Below are 15,614 nucleotides of genomic sequence, written 5' to 3'. Positions count from 1 at the left end.
GTTTTTCACTTATGGTATAATAAGCATTGTATTTATTGTATATGAATCTGGAGAAAAAATCAAAGATATTTTTGACGGATAATATGAGAACAAGGGAGAATATATGACCTTAGAATGGGAAGAATTTCTAGATCCTTACATTCAAGCTGTTGGTGAGTTAAAGATTAAACTACGTGGTATTCGTAAGCAATATCGTAAGCAAAATAAGCATTCTCCGATTGAGTTTGTGACCGGTCGAGTCAAGCCAATTGAAAGTATCAAGGAAAAAATGGCTCGTCGTGGCATTACTTATGCGACCTTGGAACACGATTTGCAGGATATTGCTGGCTTACGTGTGATGGTTCAGTTTGTAGATGACGTCCGAGAAGTGGTGGAGATTTTGCGTAAGCGTCAGGATATGCGAATCATACAGGAGCGAGATTACATTACTCATAGAAAAGCATCAGGCTACCGTTCCTATCATGTGGTAGTAGAATATATGGTTGACACCATCAATGGAGCCAAAACTATTTTGGCAGAAATTCAAATACGTACCTTGGCCATGAATTTCTGGGCAACGATAGAACATTCTCTCAACTACAAGTACCAAGGGGATTTCCCAGAGGAGATTAAGAAGCGACTGGAAATTACAGCTAGAATCGCCCATCAGTTGGATGAAGAAATGGGTAAAATTCGAGATGATATCCAAGAAGCTCAGGCTCTTTTTGATCCTTTGAGTAGAAAATTAAATGACGGTGTAGGAAATAGTGACGATACAGATGAAGAATACAGGTAAGCGAATTGATCTGATAGCCAATAGAAAACCGCAGAGTCAAAGGGTTTTGTATGAATTGCGAGATCGTTTGAAGAGAAATCAGTTTATACTCAATGATAGCAGTCCGGACATTGTCATTTCCATTGGTGGAGATGGCATGCTCTTGTCGGCCTTTCATAAGTACGAAGACCAACTTGATAAGGTACGCTTTATCGGTCTTCATACAGGACATCTGGGCTTTTATACCGATTATCGTGATTTTGAGTTGGATAAGTTAATGACCAATTTGCAGCTAGATACCGGAGCAAGGGTTTCTTACCCTGTTCTAAATGTGAAGGTTTTTCTTGGAAATGGAGAGGTCAAGATTTTTCGTGCCCTCAACGAAGCCAGCATTCGCAGGTCTGATCGAACCATGGTGGCAGATATTGTCATCAATGGTGTTCCCTTTGAACGTTTTCGTGGAGACGGGCTAACAGTTTCGACACCGACTGGTAGTACTGCCTATAACAAGTCTCTTGGTGGTGCTGTTTTACATCCTACCATTGAAGCTTTGCAATTAACGGAAATTGCCAGCCTTAATAATCGTGTCTATCGAACGCTGGGCTCTTCCATTATTGTTCCTAAGAAGGATAAGATTGAACTCATTCCAACAAGAAATGATTACCACACCATTTCGGTTGACAATAGTGTCTATTCTTTTCGTAGTATCGAGCGAATCGAGTATCAAATTGATCATCATAAGATTCACTTTGTCGCGACTCCTAGCCATACCAGTTTCTGGAACCGCGTTAAGGATGCCTTTATCGGCGAGGTGGACGAATGAGGTTTGAATTTATCGCAGATGAACATGTCAAGGTTAAGACCTTCTTAAAAAAGCACGAGGTTTCTAAGGGATTGCTGGCCAAGATTAAATTTCGTGGTGGAGCTATTCTGGTCAATGACCAACCACAAAATGCAACCTATCTATTGGATCTTGGAGACCGCGTTACCATTGACATTCCCGCTGAGGAAGGCTTTGAAACTCTAGAAGCAATCGAGCGCCCACTGGATATTCTCTATGAGGATGACCATTTTCTAGTCTTAAATAAACCCTATGGAGTGGCTTCTATTCCTAGTGTCAATCACTCTAATACCATTGCCAATTTTATTAAGGGTTACTATGTCAAGCAAAATTATGAAAATCAGCAGGTTCACATTGTGACCAGACTTGATAGGGACACTTCTGGCTTGATGCTCTTCGCCAAGCACGGCTATGCCCACGCACGATTAGACAAGCAGTTGCAGAAGAAGTCCATTGAAAAACGCTACTTTGCCCTCGTTAAAGGAGATGGATATTTGGAGTCAGAGGGGGAAATTATTGCTCCGATTGCGCGTGATGAAGACTCTATTATCACTAGAAGAGTAGCTAAAGGTGGAAAGTATGCCCATACATCATATAAGATTGTCGCTTCCTATGGAAATATTCACTTGGTCGATATTCGCTTGCATACTGGTCGAACCCACCAAATCCGAGTCCATTTTTCTCATATTGGTTTTCCTTTGTTGGGAGATGACTTGTATGGTGGTAGTCTGGACGACGGCATCCAACGTCAGGCTCTGCATTGCCATTACCTATCCTTTTATCATCCATTTTTAGAGCAAGATTTGCAGTTAGAAAGTCCCTTGCCGGATGATTTCAGTAACCTTATTAAACAGTTATCAACTAATACTCAATAAAAAATATTAGAGTATAATTTATTATTTTAAAGGAGAAAACTCATGGAAGTTTTTGAAAGTCTAAGAGCCAACCTAGTTGGTAAAAATGTCCGCATCGTTCTACCTGAAGGAAAAGAACCTCGTATTCTTCAAGCTACGAAACGCTTGGTAAAAGAAACAGATGTTATTCCAGTCTTGCTTGGTAAACCAGAAAAAATTAAAATTTACCTTGAAATTGAAGGGATTCACGAGGGTTATGAAGTCATCGATCCTGACCACTACGCTAAGTTTGAAGAAATGGTTGCTGCGCTCGTTGAACGTCGAAATGGTAAGATAACAGAAGAAGAAGCTGCTAGACTCTTACGTGAAGACGTTAACTACTTTGGTGTAATGTTAGTATATATGGGCTTGGTTGACGGTATGGTTTCAGGTGCACTTCACTCAACTGCTGCAACAGTTCGTCCAGCCCTTCAAATCATAAAAACTCGTCCTAATGTTACTCGTACTTCAGGTGCCTTCCTAATGACTCGTGGTTCAGAACGTTACCTATTTGGTGACTGTGCTATCAATATCAATCCTGATGCAGATGCCTTGGCTGAAATTGCAATTAATTCAGCAATCACTGCGAAAATGTTTGGTATAGAACCAAAAATTGCTATGTTAAGTTACTCAAGTAAAGGTTCTGGTTTTGGTGAGAACGTTGATAAGGTAGTAGCAGCTACACAACGTGCGCATGAACTACGCCCAGATCTTGAAATAGATGGGGAATTGCAATTTGACGCTGCCTTCCACCCTGAAACGGCAGCTTTAAAAGCTCCAGGAAGTAAAGTGGCTGGACAAGCAACTGTATTTATTTTCCCAAGTATCGAAGCTGGAAATATCGGTTACAAGATTGCAGAACGTCTCGGTGGTTTCTCAGCTGTGGGACCTGTTTTACAAGGTTTGAATAAGCCGGTTAATGACCTTTCACGTGGATGTAGTGCAGAAGATGTTTACAATTTAACCCTTATCACAGCAGCTCAAGCAGTTCATCAATAGTGAAAACTATAAAGCGATATACTATGCTATACTGTAGTTATGAAACTATGTACGAAAAGCACTGCCATTAACTCCTGAGAACTAAATTACTGATTGGTGTCAAAAAGGACAACTTCCAAGCGATGATATCCTGTCTATATACGACCTATAGAAATCTGTAATATACATGTCCGTAAAACGATAAATTCCCTTTTGGATTTTATACTCAATAAAAATCAAAGAGCAAACTAGAAAGCTAGGCGCAGGAAGTACTTGAGTACGACAAGCCGACGCTGATATAGTTTGAATTTGATTTTTGAAGAGTATTAAATGAGTATGAAAAGAGAATTTTTTCATGAGAAAACGCATAATATTGAGTGTTTTTTGTACACCTGCTATTATGCGTTTTTTATAATTTTTGCACCTTTCTTAGCCTTTGTTATCGACAAGTATTGTTCTAGCTCCTTGTTTTTAGAATGGCAATTTCCCAGCGAAAGCACCCAGTTTTTTCTTGGTAGTTTCATCGATTTGTTCAAGAGCAGAGTTGATGGCTTGAACGGTCATATCAGAAAGAGTTTCAAGGTCCTCTGGATCAACGACAGCTGGATTGAAATCAATGCTGACAACTTTCTTATCTCCAGTTAAGGTCGCTTGGACAAGATCTTGAGCAGATTTGCCAACAAATTGCATGGCAGCAAGTTCGGCCTGGCTTTGTTCCATTTGTTTTTGAAGTTTTTGTGCTTGACGCATCATGTTTTGCATGTTCATCATAAGATTTTTAAGATTCCTTTCGTTTCAAGGGGATAATCCTTGTTGTTAACAAGTGCCTGATTTTCTCTCCTAATTGTTATTAGTAGCATAGCCATCAAGCCCAAGTACTGATTTTATTATACCATTTTTTTAAGACATAGTCTTTTATTGGTGAGAGTTATTTATATCAAGGAGTGATTAGAAATAAATTAAAATAATGATTTTTGCTAAGAGGGGCTCTATTCTAGTTTCATGGAAATGATTTTACTAAAGGTTCGTATGCTTTGTTTACAAACATGTTACCTCTATCTATTTTTGGATAAATAGTTGTCTATTATTATTTTTATGCTAATAGTAAAATCTAAATGGTAGCCTACGATTTTTTAGAAAGAAAATGGTACAATATTCTAAGAGAAAATACAATGGGAGGGAAAATGAGGTTATTACCTATAAGAAAAATATCACGTCAGTCTAAAAGGTTAGCACTTTTTTTGACGTTTTGTGCTGGATATGTAGATGCTTACACTTTTATTGTTCGCGGGAATACCCTTGTAGCTGGACAAACAGGAAATGTTGTCTTTCTTTCGGTAGAGCTAATACAGAATAATGTTTCGGATGTTAGGGATAAGCTTTTAACTTTAATAGCATTTATGCTGGGAGTTTTTTTACTAACCATTTATAAGGAAAAATTGAGAATTGTAAAAAAACCGATTCTGTCACTGATTCCTTTGGCAATACTATCAATCATTATTGGTTTTGTGCCGCAAACTGTAGATAATATCTATCTAGTACCGCCCTTAGCCTTTTGTATGGGCTTGGTGACAACTGCCTTTGGTGAGGTTTCGGGTATTGCTTACAATAATGCCTTTATGACAGGGAATATCAAACGAACAATGCTGGCTTTTGGGGATTATTTCCGAACCAAGCACACTCCTTTTTTGCGTGAAGGGTTCATATTTGTTAGCCTGCTTAGTAGTTTTGTCCTTGGTGTTGTCTTTTCAGCCTATTTGACGATTTTCTATCATGAAAAGACTATTCTTGGTGTTCCTATTATGATGAGTATTTTTTACCTTAGCATGCTTTTTGCCTCTTGGCAGAAAAAAGTAAAAGAAAAAGCTTGATTTTAGGTGTTATTACTTGTAAGAAAATAGGAGATATGCTATACTTGAAGAGTTGACTATGCACGATCCTGTGCAACCGCACGAACATCGTTGCTTGATTATTCAAGTTTAAGTGGTTCGTCCCACGATGCTAGGCGAGTCTTCACAAAAAAATCGGGGAAACCCATAAAAATCATAGGAGGTGCATAATGAGCACATACGCAATTATCAAAACTGGCGGAAAACAAGTTAAAGTTGAAGTTGGTCAAGCAGTTTACGTTGAAAAATTGAACGTTGAAGCTGGTCAAGAAGTTACTTTTAACGAAGTTGTTCTTGTTGGTGGTGAAAACACTGTTGTCGGAACTCCACTTGTTGCTGGAGCTACTGTAGTTGGAACTGTTGAAAAACAAGGAAAACAAAAGAAAGTTGTTACTTACAAGTACAAACCTAAAAAAGGTAGCCACCGTAAACAAGGTCACCGTCAACCATATACTAAAGTTGTCATCAACGCAATTAACGCTTAATTTTAAGGAGAACACATGATACAGGCAGTCTTTGAGAGAGCCGAAGATGGCGAGCTGAGGAGTGCGGAAATTACTGGACACGCCGAGAGTGGCGAATACGGCTTAGATGTCGTGTGTGCATCGGTTTCTACGCTTGCCATTAACTTTATCAATTCTATTGAGAAATTTGCAGGCTATGAACCAATCCTAGAATTAAACGAAGATGAAGGTGGTTATCTGATGGTTGAAATACCAAAAGATCTTCCTTCACACCAGAGAGAAATGACCCAGTTATTCTTTGAATCATTTTTCTTAGGTATGGCAAACTTATCGGAGAACTCTTCTGAGTTCGTCCAAACCAGAGTTATCACAGAAAACTAACACGGAGGAAAACATTATGTTAAAAATGACTCTTAACAACTTGCAACTTTTCGCCCACAAAAAAGGTGGAGGTTCTACATCAAACGGACGTGATTCACAAGCGAAACGTCTTGGAGCTAAAGCAGCTGACGGACAAACTGTAACAGGTGGATCAATCCTTTACCGTCAACGTGGTACACACATCTACCCAGGTGTAAACGTTGGACGTGGTGGAGACGATACTTTGTTCGCTAAAGTTGAAGGCGTAGTACGCTTTGAACGTAAAGGACGCGATAAAAAACAAGTTTCTGTTTACCCAATCGCTAAATAAAAAGGTCCAGTGAACCTTTTTATCCCGAGCCTTGAAATGTAAAGGCGAGGAAGCTAGAAGTAGCATTAAATAAGGCTTTCCGAGTTTTCGGAGAGCCTGTTTTTTGTTTTGGTATCCATACTTTTTAATATGTATAGTGGATTGAATCTGGAATAGAACACTGTTAAAAATTGATTTGAGTTTCCTACTCTATTTCTTCAGATTTTATTTCAATTGACTATAAGAACTGGTATTTGGTTTCAAATATTGGCTTGTCGTCCCTTCACTTGTCTGAATAGCTTGATTCGTTCCTTCTGATAAGGGAAAATGATATTCTTTAACTGAAACTGTCTGAGAATCCAAGCTAACAGACGGAGAGAAAAATAGCTCCAATCTGAAGCACACTGGATGGGAGTTGTTGAAAAGCAGTCATCTAGTTTTTCTTTTCTGCTTTGGCTTTTTTCTTTGTCATCAGGGAAAGTGACTTGCTTCAAATCAGGGAGTTTAGGAAACTCTTCAAATATCTTGCCCAAGTTGTCTCATTTTGTAAATTTTACAGCCATAGGTGTACCTCGATTCTAAATTCTACCTTTTCGACACCAATTAGTAATTTAAAGTTCTCAGGAGTTAGTTGCATTGCTTTTTCATACATAAGCATAGTATGACACTTTATGGTTACTGAACAAGTCTAATCACTCCTTTCAAAATTTTGAAGATGTTCTACAAGTTTTTGAGAAGAATATTGCAAAGTTCATAGTTAAGCAACAATCGAGTGAAGTGCTTTTTGAAAACAGCTACACTTCAGGTGAAAAAAACGACATTTCAGATTTTCTGTTCCAGAAATAGCTATCGCTATGATATAATTATTTTATGATTATTACTATTCCTATAAAAAACCAAAAAGATATTGGCACACCATCTGATTCAGTCGTTGTTCTCGGCTATTTTGATGGTATACACAAGGGGCATCAAGAATTATTTCGTGTTGCCAATAAGGCTGCGAGAAAGGATTTATTGCCTATCGTGGTTATGACCTTTAATGAATCACCAAAGATTGCTTTAGAGCCTTATCATCCTGATCTGTTTTTGCATATTTTGAACCCTGCTGAACGTGAGAGGAAACTAAAGCGTGAAGGCGTAGAAGAATTATATCTCCTTGATTTTAGTAGTCAATTCGCTAGTCTCACGGCAGAAGAATTTTTTGCAACTTATATCAAGGCTATGAATGCCAAAATTATTGTTGCAGGTTTTGATTATACATTTGGTGCTGACCAAAAAACGGCAGAAGACTTAAAGGATTACTTTGATGGAGAAGTCATTATCGTTCCACCTGTAGAAGATGAGAAAGGAAAGATTAGTTCAACTCGTATCCGTCAAGCTATTTTAGATGGAAATGTGAAAGAAGCAGGAGAACTTTTGGGGGCACCGCTTCCATCAAGAGGTATGGTGGTTCATGGTAATGCTCGTGGTCGTACGATTGGTTATCCAACAGCTAATTTAGTGCTTTTAGACCGTACTTATATGCCAGCAGATGGCGTTTATGTCGTTGATGTTGAGATTCAAAGACAGAAGTATCGTGCTATGGCTAGTGTCGGGAAAAACGTGACCTTTGATGGAGAAGAAGCACGTTTTGAAGTCAATATTTTTGATTTTAATCAAGATATTTATGGGGAAACCGTCATGGTTTATTGGCTTGATCGCATTCGAGATATGACAAAATTTGATTCTGTTGACCAATTAGTGGATCGGTTAAAGGCTGATGAAGAAGTAGCTCGAAATTGGTCTTGAGCGTTTTAGAAAACAAAAAAGAGGTTGTCTGTAACCCAAAAGATAGATGATGTAGTCTAACTTTTGAGGTCACGACATTACCTCTTTTTATTCTTTTTCAAAGGTAAATCCTTCTCCAAGGATTTCGTGGGCTTCTGTAATAGTTATAAAGGCTTGAGGATCGATTCGATGAATCATTTCCTTCATTTTCACAATCTCATTTCTACCGACAATACAGTAGATAATTTTCAAATCTTTTTGACTATAGTAGCCTTGACCAGAAATAAAAGTAACGCCTCTTCCTAGGTCATCATTAATCGCCTTAGCAAGTTGGTCAGGACGTTTTGTGATAATCATAAAACCTTTACCAGCATAGCCACCTTCTCCAATCAAATCAATGACACGCGAAACGATAAAATCAAATAAGAGCGTGTAGGAAACCAATCTCAAGTCCTTGAAGATTAGGAGAATGAGCATGAGAATACAAAAATCTAAGATAAAAAGTAGTTTCCCCATTGATATATGAGTGTATTTGTTGAGAATACGAGCTAGAATATCAGTTCCGCCAGTTGTACCTCCAGCATTAAAAATAATTCCAAGGCCAATTCCCAATAGGATTCCTGCTATAAGGGCTGTGATCAGTAAATCACCTTGAAGGTCAATATGAAGAGGAATACGCTCAAAAAAAGCCAACCAGGCAGACAAAGATAAGGTTCCTAGCAAACTAGAATAGAGGGATTTGGCTCCAAATATTTTCCAAGCTAGGATGAAAAGGGGAATGTTAATCAGCAAGTTCATGAGCGAAACAGGGATTTTAAAAAGATAAAAGGTGATGAGGGTAATACCTGTCGCCCCTCCTTCAAAGAGATGATGAGGAACTACAAAATAAGTCAGCCCAAAAGCATAAATAGCAGCTCCTAATAAAATGGTTAAAATGGGGTAAATTTTTTTAATCATAGGACACCTCTTTTCTTATAAGTAGATTATATCAAATTTTTAAGGAAAATTTGAGTGACTCCATTAGGATTTTTAATCTTTTTTTGATATAATTAGAAGTAAGAAAACCAATCTGAATCCTAAAATAGAAAGATTGATACTATGACAAAAATTAAGATTGTAACCGATTCATCTGTTACTATTGAACCAGAACTAGTAAAGCAATTAGATATTACAATTGTTCCATTATCTGTAATGATTGATAATGTTGTTTATTCTGATGCTGATTTGAAAGAAGAAGGTAAATTTCTTCACTTGATGCAAGAAAGTAAGAATCTTCCTAAGACAAGTCAACCACCTGTAGGTGTCTTCGCTGAAGTTTTTGAAGACCTATGCAAGGATGGTAGTCAGATTCTTGCTATTCATATGTCCCATGCCCTTTCTGGTACTGTAGAAGCAGCACGCCAAGGTGCCAGCCTATCTACTGCCGACGTGACAGTTATTGACAGTTCCTTCACTGACCAAGCCTTGAAATTCCAAGTTGTTGAGGCTGCAAAATTAGCGCAAGAAGGCAAAGAGTTGGAGGAAATTTTAACTCGCATAGAAGAGGTTAAAAACCACACAGAACTCTATATTGGTGTTTCGACTTTGGAAAATCTTGTTAAAGGTGGACGAATTGGCCGTGTAACTGGATTGTTGAGTTCTCTTCTTAATATCCGTGTTGTCATGCAAATGAAAGACCATGAATTGCAGCCAATGGTTAAAGGTCGTGGAGCTAAAACCTTTAAAAAATGGTTAGATGAGTTGACAACATCTCTCTCTGAACGTTCTGTAGCAGAGATTGGAATTTCATATTCTGGTAGTGCTGATTGGGCAAAAGAGATGAAAGAAAGCTTACAAGCTTATGTTGAACAGCCAATTTCTGTTTTGGAAACGGGTTCCATTATTCAAACGCACACAGGTGAGAATGCTTGGGCTATTTTGGTACGTTATCACTCCTAAAAAAATAAATAAAATGGGAAGAAATAGCGTTTTTAACTTGACCTAAAAGGGATTTTAGGATATGATTATATTTGTTAATTAGAAATTATTTGGAGGAATCGTTAACATGGCAAACAAACAAGATTTGATCGCTAAAGTAGCAGAAGCTACAGAATTGACTAAGAAAGACTCAGCAGCAGCAGTTGAAGCTGTATTTGCAGCAGTAGCTGACTATCTTGCAGCTGGTGAAAAAGTTCAATTGATCGGTTTTGGTAACTTTGAAGTTCGTGAGCGTGCAGAACGTAAAGGTCGCAACCCACAAACTGGTAAAGAAATGACAATTGCAGCTTCTAAAGTTCCAGCATTCAAAGCTGGTAAAGCTCTTAAAGACGCTGTTAAATAATCAGCCTTTGAAAAGCCTATTGTATCAAGCTTTCTAGCTTGGGCAGTAGGCTTTTTACGTACGATAGGCATGTCGTATATCTGAGGTGTAAGTCCTCGGTGGGCACCTGCTACCGGTGAACCCAATAGCGATTCCCAAGCCTGACTATCGTGAGGTAGCGGATTAAAATGGTCTGGGGATAGACCGTTTTAAGTCTGACGTTGGAAATAAGAATCGTCAGAGGAAGGGATGGCGAAATCGTGGCTCTACGAACAGGAACGTGATAGTAAGGCGTATATAGCGGATAAGGGGGCTCAAAACTCTAAAGTCCAAAAAGGTAGTCGTAACCTATATGCGTAAATCACGAGAGTAATTGAATTCGGACTAAGGTTTGTGTGAAAAAGATAAATCTTCCTAGTGCCTAAAGACTCTGCGTCAGATTTCCTATTTTCACTGTAACCTTCTAACGTCCTCATATCTTGTATAAACTAGGAAAGATGTACGACTTATCCGCGAGGTATCATGAGCGCTGAAAGCGTAGTAACAACGAATCATGAGAAGTCAGCCGAGCCCATAGTAGTGAGGAAACTTCTGTAATGGAAGTGGAGCGAAGGGGGGAATAATCTAGTAATAAATAGAGTTAAAAAGTTGAATGCTCCGAAAATATTGTATATATAGTAGTTGAATCTAAAATAGTACGAAACAATTTCTAAAACATTTATAGAAATTAATTTTACTTCCTCAATCGATTTGTTCTCATCTTATTTCAATCCGCTATACGTACGTATATAATGAAAAGAATTAAATAATAGAATTGTGCGATAACTATTTGAAGCAAGATTAGCTTATTAGAAAATCCAACAAGATAGCGAAGGATTTGTAATATAAAATATACATAATTTATTTTATGTTACAAATCCTTCGCTAAAATACTTACCATTATCTTGAATGCCTTAGGGAAACATGCTATACTACTTGTATGATTATTTTACAAGCTAATAAAATTGAACGTTCTTTTGCAGGAGAGGTTCTTTTCGATAATATTAACCTGCAGGTTGATGAACGAGACCGGATTGCCCTTGTTGGGAAAAATGGTGCAGGAAAGTCTACTCTTTTGAAGATTTTGGTTGGAGAAGAGGAGCCAACTAGTGGAGAAATCAATAAGAAAAAAGATATTTCTCTGTCTTACCTAGCCCAAGATAGCCGTTTTGAGTCTGAAAATACCATCTACGATGAAATGCTTCATGTCTTTGATGACTTGCGTCGGACGGAAAAACAACTTCGTCAGATGGAGCTGGAGATGGGTGAAAAGTCTGGTGAGGACTTGAATAAGCTGATGTCAGATTACGACCGCTTATCTGAGAATTTTCGCCAAGCAGGTGGTTTCACTTATGAAGCTGATATTCGAGCGATTTTAAATGGATTCAAGTTTGACGAGTCTATGTGGCAGATGAAAATATCTGAACTTTCAGGTGGTCAAAATACTCGCTTGGCTCTAGCCAAAATGCTCCTTGAAAAGCCCAATCTCTTGGTCTTGGACGAGCCAACCAACCACTTGGATATTGAAACCATTGCCTGGCTAGAGAATTACTTGGTAAACTATAGCGGTGCCCTCATTATTGTTAGCCATGACCGTTATTTCTTGGACAAGGTTGCAACGATTACGCTGGATTTGACCAAGCATTCTTTGGACCGCTATGTGGGCAATTATTCTCGCTTTGTCGAGTTGAAGGAGCAAAAACTAGCTACTGAGGCAAAAAACTATGAAAAGCAACAGAAGGAAATTGCAGCTCTGGAAGACTTTGTCAATCGCAATCTAGTCCGAGCTTCAACGACCAAACGTGCCCAGTCTCGCCGAAAACAACTGGAAAAAATGGAACGTTTGGATAAACCTGAATCTGGCAAGAAAGCAGCCAATATGACCTTCCAGTCGGAAAAAAACTCTGGTAATGTTGTATTGACTGTTGAAAATGCGGCCATTGGCTATGATGAGGAAGTACTGTCAGAGCCTATCAACCTAGACCTTCGTAAGATGAATGCTGTTGCCATCGTTGGTCCAAATGGTATTGGGAAATCAACCTTTATCAAGTCTATAGTAGACCAGATTCCTTTTATCAAGGGTGAAAAGCGCTTTGGCGCTAATGTTGAGGTTGGTTACTATGACCAGACCCAAAGCAAGCTGACACCAAGTAATACGGTGCTGGATGAACTCTGGAATGATTTTAAACTGACACCAGAAGTTGAAATCCGTAACCGCCTAGGTGCCTTCCTTTTCTCAGGAGATGATGTCAAAAAATCCGTCGGCATGCTGTCAGGTGGCGAGAAAGCTCGTTTGCTTTTGGCTAAATTGTCTATGGAAAACAACAACTTCCTGATTCTGGATGAGCCGACCAACCACTTGGATATTGATAGCAAGGAAGTGTTGGAAAATGCTTTGATTGACTTTGATGGAACTCTTCTATTCGTCAGCCATGACCGTTACTTTATCAATCGTGTGGCCACTCATGTACTGGAATTGTCAGAGAATGGCTCGACTCTTTACTTGGGAGATTACGACTACTATGTTGAGAAGAAAGCAGAAGTAGAAATGACTCAGGCTGAGGAAGCTTCAACTAACAATCAAGTAAAAGACTCAAGTCCAGTCAATGACTATCAAGCTCAGAAAGAAAGTCAAAAAGAAGTTCGCAAACTCATGAGACAAATTGAAAGTCTAGAGGCTGAAATCGAAGAGTTAGAAAGTCAAAGCCAAGACATTTCTGAAAAAATGTTGGAAACAAACGATGCCGTCGAACTGATGGAATTACAGGCTGAGCTGGACAAAATCAGCCATCGTCAGGAAGAAGCTATGCTTGAGTGGGAAGAATTATCAGAGCAGGTGTAAAGATGGAACATCTTGGAAAAGTATTTCGTGAATTTCGGACAAGTGGAAATTATTCTTTAAAGGAGGCGGCAGGGGAGTCTTGCTCTACCTCTCAGTTATCTCGCTTTGAGCTTGGGGAGTCTGACCTAGCAGTTTCACGTTTCTTTGAGATTTTGGATAACATTCATGTCACAATCGAAAATTTCATGGATAAGGCAAGGGATTTTCATAATCATGAACATGTTTCTATGATGGCACAAATTATACCTCTTTACTACTCAAATGATATTGCAGGTTTTCAAAAGCTTCAAAGGGAACAACTTGAAAAGGCTAAGAGTTCGACGAATCCCCTTTATTTTGAGCTGAACTGGATTTTGTTGCAAGGTCTGATTTGTCAAAGAGATGCGACTTATGAGATGAAGCAGGATGATTTGGATAAGGTAGCAGATTATCTCTTCAAAACAGAAGAATGGACCATGTATGAGTTGATTCTTTTCGGGAATCTCTATAGTTTCTACGATGTGGACTATGTCACTCGGATTGGTAGAGAAGTTATGGAGAGGGAGGAATTTTACCAAGAGATTGGTCGCCATAAGAGATTAGTGTTGATTTTGGCCCTCAATTGTTACCAGCATTGTTTAGAGCATTCTTCTTTTGACAATGCAAGCTATTTTGAGACTTATACAGAGAAGATTATTGGTAAAGGTATTAAGCTTTATGAGCGTAATGTTTTCCATTATTTAAAAGGTTTTGCCTTATATCAAAAAGGAAAGTGTAAAGAAGGTTGTAGCCAAATGCAAGAAGCCATGCATATTTTTGACGTACTAGGTCTTCCAGAGCAAGTCGCCTACTATCAGGAACACTATGAAAAATTTGTCAAAGATTAATTTTCCCAAATAAGGGAAAAAATAAAATGCTCCTTTCAGTTTTGATACAATAGTTTCAAAATTTGAGAGGAGTTTTTATATGAATCGCTATGCAGTACAGTTGATTAGTCGTGGAGCTGTTAACAAGATAGGGAATATGCTCTATGATTATGGAAATAGTGTCTGGTTGGCTTCCATGGGGACTATCGGGCAGACTGTTTTAGGAATGTATCAGATTTCTGAACTCGTCACATCTATTCTCGTAAATCCTTTTGGCGGAGTCATTTCAGACCGTTTTTCTCGTCGTAGGATTTTAATGGTGACAGACCTTGTTTGTGGGATTCTTTGTCTGGCCATTTCTTTCATAAGGAATGACAGCTGGATGATTGGAGCTTTGATTTTTGCCAATACTGTGCAGGCGATTGCTTTTGCCTTTTCTCGTACAGCCAATAAAGCTATTATAACTGAAGTGGTGGAGAAAGATGAGATTGTGATCTATAATTCTCGCTTAGAGCTGGTTTTGCAGGTTGTAGGTGTTAGCTCTCCTGTTCTTTCCTTCCTTGTTTTACAGTTTGCAAGTCTCCATATGACGCTACTACTAGACTCGCTGACTTTTTTCATTGCTTTTGTTCTAGTGGCTTTCCTTCCAAAAGAGGAAGCAGGAGTTCAAGAGAAAAAGGCTTTTACTGGGAGAGATATTTTTATAGATATCAAGGATGGGTTACACTATATCTGGCATCAGCAAGAAATTTTCTTCCTTTTGCTGGTAGCTTCTAGCGTTAATTTCTTTTTTGCAGCTTTTAATTACCTCCTTCCCTTTTCAAATCAGCTCTATGGAGTTCAAGGTGCCTATGCCACTATTTTAACTATGGGTGCTATCGGTTCCATCATTGGGGCTCTGCTAGCTAGTAAGATTAAAGCCAGTATGGAAATGCTTTTATTTTTATTGGCTCTGACTGGACTTGGGATGATGATAATGGGATTTTCCCTCCCATCCTATCTTACTTTTTCAGGTAATTTCGTTTGTGAATTGTTTATGACGATTTTCAATATTCACTTTTTTACTCAAGTACAAACCAAGGTTGAGAGCGAATTTCTTGGGAGAGTACTGAGTACAATTTTTACCTTAGCTATTCTATTTATGCCTATTGCAAAAGGATTTATGACAGTCTTGCCAAGTGTACATCTCTCTTCTTTCTTGATTATTAGACTTGGAGTTGTAGCCTTATCTTTCTTAGCTCTCGGATATGTTCGGACTCATTTTGAAAAAGAGACATAAGTCTGTTTGAGTTTTAAAAATAATTCCAATCTAAGTATTTTTTCCGCCCTTCTC

The 15,614-nt window shown here is 38.5% G+C and carries 16 protein-coding genes, 1 pseudogene and 1 other annotated feature; of the genes and pseudogenes, 14 read left to right on the top strand and 3 right to left on the bottom strand.

Annotated features, from left to right (window positions below; all coding sequences use genetic code 11):
- Positions 1-103 precede the first annotated feature (103 nt).
- The 4 genes from HT721_RS09155 to pta are packed head-to-tail and all read left to right on the top strand — an operon-like array spanning position 104 to position 3,487.
- Entirely contained in the window at positions 104-775 is a 672-nt protein-coding gene (locus tag HT721_RS09155) for a GTP pyrophosphokinase family protein (protein ID WP_173212668.1), read from the top strand.
- Positions 759-1,577: an NAD kinase gene (locus HT721_RS09150; protein WP_000799049.1), complete on the top strand. Its 819-nt coding sequence runs from the start codon at positions 759-761 to the stop codon at positions 1,575-1,577. Before HT721_RS09155 ends, HT721_RS09150 begins: the two co-directional genes overlap by 17 nt.
- The gene (locus HT721_RS09145; RefSeq protein ID WP_173212666.1) at positions 1,574-2,470 is read left to right on the top strand and encodes an RluA family pseudouridine synthase; all 897 of its coding nucleotides are present in this window, start codon (positions 1,574-1,576) and stop codon (positions 2,468-2,470) included. The genes HT721_RS09150 and HT721_RS09145 overlap by 4 nt, the downstream gene beginning before the upstream one ends.
- A gap of 42 nt (positions 2,471-2,512) precedes the next feature.
- Positions 2,513-3,487, top strand: coding sequence for a phosphate acetyltransferase (gene pta, locus HT721_RS09140; protein WP_173212665.1), 975 nt, complete (start codon positions 2,513-2,515; stop codon positions 3,485-3,487).
- 450 nt (positions 3,488-3,937) lie between these two features.
- Here the strand turns inward: pta and HT721_RS09135 are convergent, their stop codons facing one another.
- Complete coding sequence (locus tag HT721_RS09135) at positions 3,938-4,237, bottom strand: YbaB/EbfC family nucleoid-associated protein (RefSeq protein ID WP_000981526.1); 300 nt, start codon at positions 4,235-4,237, stop codon at positions 3,938-3,940.
- Positions 4,238-4,650: 413 nt separating this feature from the next.
- Between HT721_RS09135 and HT721_RS09130 the strand changes: the two genes are divergently transcribed.
- The 4 genes from HT721_RS09130 (at position 4,651) to rpmA (ending at position 6,510) form a co-directional block, all read left to right on the top strand.
- A complete protein-coding gene (locus HT721_RS09130; protein WP_175880196.1) occupies positions 4,651-5,337 on the top strand; it encodes a YoaK family protein in 687 nt (228 codons plus the stop codon).
- 64 nt (positions 5,338-5,401) lie between these two features.
- Positions 5,402-5,489, top strand: a sequence feature (ribosomal protein L21 leader region).
- Between the two features lie 36 nt (positions 5,490-5,525).
- Complete coding sequence (rplU, locus tag HT721_RS09125; RefSeq protein ID WP_000109141.1) at positions 5,526-5,840, top strand: 50S ribosomal protein L21; 315 nt, start codon at positions 5,526-5,528, stop codon at positions 5,838-5,840.
- Positions 5,841-5,855: 15 nt separating this feature from the next.
- Complete coding sequence (locus tag HT721_RS09120; protein WP_000613699.1) at positions 5,856-6,200, top strand: ribosomal-processing cysteine protease Prp; 345 nt, start codon at positions 5,856-5,858, stop codon at positions 6,198-6,200.
- A gap of 16 nt (positions 6,201-6,216) precedes the next feature.
- Positions 6,217-6,510 (top strand): 50S ribosomal protein L27, encoded by a 294-nt coding sequence (gene rpmA / locus HT721_RS09115; protein WP_000916509.1) that lies wholly within the window; start codon positions 6,217-6,219, stop codon positions 6,508-6,510.
- A 219-nt stretch (positions 6,511-6,729) separates the two neighbouring features.
- On the opposite strand, the pseudogene HT721_RS09110 reads toward rpmA, so the two are convergent.
- Positions 6,730-6,867, bottom strand: a pseudogene (locus HT721_RS09110) (TIGR03943 family protein); the annotation flags it as partial.
- A 492-nt stretch (positions 6,868-7,359) separates the two neighbouring features.
- Between HT721_RS09110 and HT721_RS09105 the strand changes: the two are divergent.
- A complete protein-coding gene (locus HT721_RS09105) occupies positions 7,360-8,277 on the top strand; it encodes a bifunctional riboflavin kinase/FAD synthetase (RefSeq protein WP_173212663.1) in 918 nt (305 codons plus the stop codon).
- An 87-nt stretch (positions 8,278-8,364) separates the two neighbouring features.
- Here the strand turns inward: HT721_RS09105 and HT721_RS09100 are convergent, their stop codons facing one another.
- On the bottom strand, positions 8,365-9,213 hold the full coding sequence (locus HT721_RS09100) for a YitT family protein (protein WP_000592068.1): 849 nt from the start codon (positions 9,211-9,213) through the stop codon (positions 8,365-8,367).
- 141 nt (positions 9,214-9,354) lie between these two features.
- Between HT721_RS09100 and HT721_RS09095 the strand changes: the two genes are divergently transcribed.
- The 5 genes from HT721_RS09095 (at position 9,355) to HT721_RS09075 (ending at position 15,560) form a co-directional block, all read left to right on the top strand.
- Complete coding sequence (locus tag HT721_RS09095) at positions 9,355-10,194, top strand: DegV family protein (RefSeq protein WP_173212661.1); 840 nt, start codon at positions 9,355-9,357, stop codon at positions 10,192-10,194.
- A gap of 106 nt (positions 10,195-10,300) precedes the next feature.
- The gene (locus HT721_RS09090) at positions 10,301-10,576 is read left to right on the top strand and encodes an HU family DNA-binding protein (RefSeq protein WP_001284639.1); all 276 of its coding nucleotides are present in this window, start codon (positions 10,301-10,303) and stop codon (positions 10,574-10,576) included.
- Between the two features lie 958 nt (positions 10,577-11,534).
- Positions 11,535-13,436: an ABC-F family ATP-binding cassette domain-containing protein gene (locus tag HT721_RS09085; protein ID WP_173212658.1), complete on the top strand. Its 1,902-nt coding sequence runs from the start codon at positions 11,535-11,537 to the stop codon at positions 13,434-13,436.
- 2 nt (positions 13,437-13,438) lie between these two features.
- The gene (locus tag HT721_RS09080) at positions 13,439-14,302 is read left to right on the top strand and encodes a MutR family transcriptional regulator (protein ID WP_173212656.1); all 864 of its coding nucleotides are present in this window, start codon (positions 13,439-13,441) and stop codon (positions 14,300-14,302) included.
- A gap of 79 nt (positions 14,303-14,381) precedes the next feature.
- Positions 14,382-15,560, top strand: a complete 1,179-nt coding sequence (locus HT721_RS09075; RefSeq protein ID WP_173212654.1) for an MFS transporter — start codon at positions 14,382-14,384, stop codon at positions 15,558-15,560.
- Positions 15,561-15,614: the final 54 nt, after the last annotated feature.

Origin of the sequence: Streptococcus sp. 4094, assembly GCF_013277125.1 — a bacterium.
GTDB lineage: Bacteria > Bacillota > Bacilli > Lactobacillales > Streptococcaceae > Streptococcus.
Note: the sequence above shows the minus strand (reverse complement) of the source record. Positions and strands in the feature narration are given on the sequence as shown.

What these genes read in the sequence shown, in the direction of transcription:
- HT721_RS09155 (WP_173212668.1), top strand. Translation starts at nt 104, where the DNA reads ATGACCTTAGAATGGGAAGAATTTCTAGATCCTTACATTCAAGCTGTT.
- HT721_RS09150 (WP_000799049.1), top strand. Translation starts at nt 759, where the DNA reads ATGAAGAATACAGGTAAGCGAATTGATCTGATAGCCAATAGAAAACCG.
- HT721_RS09145 (WP_173212666.1), top strand. Translation starts at nt 1,574, where the DNA reads ATGAGGTTTGAATTTATCGCAGATGAACATGTCAAGGTTAAGACCTTC.
- pta (WP_173212665.1), top strand. Translation starts at nt 2,513, where the DNA reads ATGGAAGTTTTTGAAAGTCTAAGAGCCAACCTAGTTGGTAAAAATGTC.
- HT721_RS09135 (WP_000981526.1), bottom strand. Translation starts at nt 4,237, where the DNA reads ATGATGAACATGCAAAACATGATGCGTCAAGCACAAAAACTTCAAAAA.
- HT721_RS09130 (WP_175880196.1), top strand. Translation starts at nt 4,651, where the DNA reads ATGAGGTTATTACCTATAAGAAAAATATCACGTCAGTCTAAAAGGTTA.
- rplU (WP_000109141.1), top strand. Translation starts at nt 5,526, where the DNA reads ATGAGCACATACGCAATTATCAAAACTGGCGGAAAACAAGTTAAAGTT.
- HT721_RS09120 (WP_000613699.1), top strand. Translation starts at nt 5,856, where the DNA reads ATGATACAGGCAGTCTTTGAGAGAGCCGAAGATGGCGAGCTGAGGAGT.
- rpmA (WP_000916509.1), top strand. Translation starts at nt 6,217, where the DNA reads ATGTTAAAAATGACTCTTAACAACTTGCAACTTTTCGCCCACAAAAAA.
- HT721_RS09105 (WP_173212663.1), top strand. Translation starts at nt 7,360, where the DNA reads ATGATTATTACTATTCCTATAAAAAACCAAAAAGATATTGGCACACCA.
- HT721_RS09100 (WP_000592068.1), bottom strand. Translation starts at nt 9,213, where the DNA reads ATGATTAAAAAAATTTACCCCATTTTAACCATTTTATTAGGAGCTGCT.
- HT721_RS09095 (WP_173212661.1), top strand. Translation starts at nt 9,355, where the DNA reads ATGACAAAAATTAAGATTGTAACCGATTCATCTGTTACTATTGAACCA.
- HT721_RS09090 (WP_001284639.1), top strand. Translation starts at nt 10,301, where the DNA reads ATGGCAAACAAACAAGATTTGATCGCTAAAGTAGCAGAAGCTACAGAA.
- HT721_RS09085 (WP_173212658.1), top strand. Translation starts at nt 11,535, where the DNA reads ATGATTATTTTACAAGCTAATAAAATTGAACGTTCTTTTGCAGGAGAG.
- HT721_RS09080 (WP_173212656.1), top strand. Translation starts at nt 13,439, where the DNA reads ATGGAACATCTTGGAAAAGTATTTCGTGAATTTCGGACAAGTGGAAAT.
- HT721_RS09075 (WP_173212654.1), top strand. Translation starts at nt 14,382, where the DNA reads ATGAATCGCTATGCAGTACAGTTGATTAGTCGTGGAGCTGTTAACAAG.